Below are 3275 nucleotides of genomic sequence, written 5' to 3' on the forward strand. Positions count from 1 at the left end.
GCTATGACGCTATGGGTCTCCCCTGGCGGTCGGGGCGCTGGCAATGCCGTCGGGCGGCGGCGCAAACAGCGGAAACAAATCCCTTTGTTCGGCGTTTGACGGCCAGCCGACAACAGCTTTGTAGCGGCACGCCTATAGCCAATATTGCTCACCGCCTTGGGATGTCGCGCGAAGGATACACCCGTAGCTTCACTCGCCTACATGGCATTCCTCCACACACCTATGTCGTCGCTCGCCGGCTTAACAAAGCTCGCCGGCTGTTACGTGCTGGACAGCCCGTGGCCTCCGCCGCGTATGAAGCTGGCTTCAGCGACCAAAGCCATTTAGGTCGCATGTTTTTTACGGCGTTCGGCACCAGTCCGGCGCGTTACGGCGCTGCTTTCGCGTAGCACCGATCACAGGCGTTCCAGACTGCTTCGTCCCCTCCGTATACCGTCGAACCTAACGATAGGTTTGACGAGAAATCGGTCGTGGATGGTTCGACAATTGCAGTTTTAATCTCGGCGGGTGTGCTCGGTGGGGCGGCCAACGCCATTGCCGGAGGCGGCACCTTTTTCACCTTTCCGGCGCTTATCGCCACCGGGCTGGACCCCGTGACGGCTAACGCGTCCAACGCGATCGCGATTTATCCCGGACACGCGGCAGCCGTACCAGCGTATCGCCGCGAACTCAGAATGCCGGGGCGAACCCTGCTGAGACGCGCCGCCATTGCCGCTGTCGGCGGCAGCTTCGGCGCACTGCTGCTGTTGGCGACCGGTGAAGCCGCCTTCACCGAACTTGTGCCGTGGTTGTTGGCCTTAGCCACAGCGATTTTCTGGGCCGCAGCCAAGCTCAATAGACTGATCGCTCGAATGAACCTTGACTCGCCCAGTGGGTCGACCGCGATCCAGTTCATCTTCGCCGTGTACGGTGGCTACTTCGGAGCCGGCCTGGGCGTGTTGCTAATGGCCGCGCTAACCATGATCGGCGTATCCGATGTCCAGAGCGCCAACGCTCAGAAGAATCTTCTGGCCGCAGTAATCACCACGATCTCGGCTGCGATCTTTATCGGAGCCGAACTCGTCCATTGGCCGAGCACCGTCGTCGTGCTCCTGGGTGCTGTCGCGGGGGGTTACCTTGGCGCGCGGCTCGCCCGGCACATCCCGGCACGTGTCCTGCGCGGGTTCATTGTCTCCCTCGGATTGGTGCTCTCGGTCTACTACTTCGTCACCTGACGTCCGCATCTACTTCGCGCTTGAACAAGCGGGATCCAATAAACCTCAACACTATAAATCGAAAATCAGACAATGCCGAATTCAACCGCTCTACATTCAACAACGAGCTACGACCAATCTCCAAGGTCTTGCTGGCCTTGGCTGGCCATAATTTCCCCGGCCGGCTCGTTACCTATAGACGTTGGCAAATAACGTATGGTCACTCATTGGCAACCGGCAACGGTGGCAGGCGTCGTTTAACCGGCGACGACTGGATGATGGAAGTGTTCGTCATCGCGTGCGGAATGATCAGGTCGATGACGCGCTCCAAATCCCCCACGGACTGGACGTGCGCCCGCGCGAGAAAACAGTCCTCCCCGGTTATCCGGTCGCACTCGGTGATCTCGGGAATGTTGCGGATCGTCTCCGCAACCTGTGCCAGCGCGCCAGGCATCGGCCGGATTCGCAGCCACGCCGCGATCGGCAGGCCGAGCGCGTCCGGCGCCAGATCGGCGCTGTAACCCGTGATGACACCCGCCTCTTCAAGGCGCTTCACACGCTCCGCGACACTCGGCGCGGAGAGACCGACTTTTCGCGCCAGCTCCGCTGTCGTCGTCCGCGCATTCGCGACGAGGCTACGCAGGATCACGTCATCGACCGCGTCGACATCGCCATTTTCATAATTAAGGCGTTTCATCGTTTTCTACCATGTATCCGAATACGATTCGGGCCTTATAACACGAAGCTTCTATATATAACGCGGACTTTCTCCTTCAAAATATAATCCAGCGAAGGAGGTGCCCCATGCCATCCGATACATCCTCCGCCCAGCGCCTCAACCGCGCCGCCGAGACCGTCCCCCCGCATGCCTGGTTCGGCGTCAGCGCGGTGTTCCACTATCTGGGGCCGAGCTTCGCCGTGCTGCTGTTCCCGGCCGTGGGCGTCCTGGGGGTTGCCTGGTTCCGGATCGCCTCGGCGGCATTGATCTTCGCCCCCGTCACCCGACCGTGGCGGACACTTCGGGCGGCGGACGGACGCACCCGGCTTCTGCTCATCGGCCTCGGGCTGTGCCTCGCGGTCATGAACACATCCTTTTACCTTGCGCTCGACAGGCTGCCGATGAGTTTGGTGGCGGCGATGGAGTTCGTCGGCACGATCGGCGTGGCCCTCTACGGACTGCGCACTGGCCGCAATGCGCTGGCGCTCGCGCTCGCCGTCGTCGGCGTGTTCGTCCTCATCGACATCAAGTGGGCGACGGACCCCTGGGGGCTGTTCTGGTCGGCGCTCAACGCGGCGCTGTTCGCCGGCTACATCCTGCTCGGCCACCGCGCAGCCGCGAGCGGGGCGAACCAGGGCGTGGAGAGACTCGGCGCGGCCATGGCCATCGCCTTCGTCATCGTGATGCCCATCGGGATCGTCGAGGCGGCACGGGCGTTCGGTGCCATCGAGCTGGTTCTCGCCGGGATCGGGGTCGGCGTGTGCTCGTCCGTGGTTCCTTATGTCTGCGACCAACTCGCCATGTCGCGCCTGCCGCGCGCAAGCTTTGCCCTGCTGCTCGCGCTGCTGCCGGCCACCGCGACGGTTATCGCGGCCATCGTCCTCGCCCAGATTCCGACGCCGCAGGACCTGCTCGGCATCGTCCTGGTCATGGCCGGGATCGCGATCCACAGACCGGCCGACGTCTAGTCCGACCCAAGAAACGAAGATGATCGGAAAACCGGAACAACAGAGCCAGCCCCCATCTTCCGCGGACGGCGCCTTGTCGGCGGGCGTCGCCTTCGGCTTCCTCGGCATGCTGGGCTTCAGCGGCACGCTCGTCGCGACGCGAGCGGCGGTCGCCGACTTCTCGCCGCTGAGCATCACCTGCGCCCGGATCGTGATCGCCGGTGTGCTCGGCGCCATCTATCTGTCGGCCGTACGCGGATGGACGCTACCCCGTCGGGATCTCTTGCCCAGCCTACTGGTCATGGGGCTTGGCCTCGCCGTCGGCTATCCGTTCTTCATTGCGCTCGCGCTCGAAAGCGTGCCGTCGGTACACGGCGCCGTGGTTGCGGGCCTTACCCCCGCGGCCACGGCGATCAT

The 3275-nt window shown here is 63.0% G+C and carries 5 protein-coding genes; 4 read left to right on the plus strand and 1 reads right to left on the minus strand.

All coding sequences use genetic code 11. The annotated features are described in order from the left end of the window. The first annotated feature begins 11 nt into the window (after positions 1–11). Positions 12–389 (plus strand): helix-turn-helix domain-containing protein, encoded by a 378-nt coding sequence (locus HNS03_RS25550; protein WP_367198867.1) that lies wholly within the window; start codon positions 12–14, stop codon positions 387–389. An 81-nt stretch (positions 390–470) separates the two neighbouring features. Continuing rightward, the gene (locus tag HNS03_RS25555; protein WP_367198863.1) at positions 471–1214 is read left to right on the plus strand and encodes a sulfite exporter TauE/SafE family protein; all 744 of its coding nucleotides are present in this window, start codon (positions 471–473) and stop codon (positions 1212–1214) included. 199 nt (positions 1215–1413) lie between these two features. On the opposite strand, the gene HNS03_RS25560 is transcribed toward HNS03_RS25555, so the two are convergent. Then, positions 1414–1890: an Lrp/AsnC family transcriptional regulator gene (locus HNS03_RS25560; protein WP_367198864.1), complete on the minus strand. Its 477-nt coding sequence runs from the start codon at positions 1888–1890 to the stop codon at positions 1414–1416. A 107-nt stretch (positions 1891–1997) separates the two neighbouring features. Between HNS03_RS25560 and HNS03_RS25565 the strand changes: the two genes are divergently transcribed. Beyond that, positions 1998–2879 (plus strand): DMT family transporter, encoded by an 882-nt coding sequence (locus HNS03_RS25565; RefSeq protein ID WP_367198865.1) that lies wholly within the window; start codon positions 1998–2000, stop codon positions 2877–2879. 19 nt (positions 2880–2898) lie between these two features. Then, positions 2899–3275: EamA family transporter (locus HNS03_RS25570; protein ID WP_367198866.1), on the plus strand; the 377-nt coding region annotated here is incomplete at its 3' end.

The sequence above is a fragment of the Amorphus sp. 3PC139-8 genome (assembly GCF_040750475.1).
Taxonomy (GTDB): Bacteria; Pseudomonadota; Alphaproteobacteria; order Rhizobiales; family Amorphaceae; genus Amorphus.

Coding starts and splice junctions, on each gene's coding strand:
- HNS03_RS25560 (WP_367198864.1), bottom strand. CDS start 1,890: ATGAAACGCCTTAATTATGAAAATGGCGATGTCGACGCGGTCGATGAC.
- HNS03_RS25565 (WP_367198865.1), top strand. CDS start 1,998: ATGCCATCCGATACATCCTCCGCCCAGCGCCTCAACCGCGCCGCCGAG.
- HNS03_RS25550 (WP_367198867.1), top strand. CDS start 12: ATGGGTCTCCCCTGGCGGTCGGGGCGCTGGCAATGCCGTCGGGCGGCG.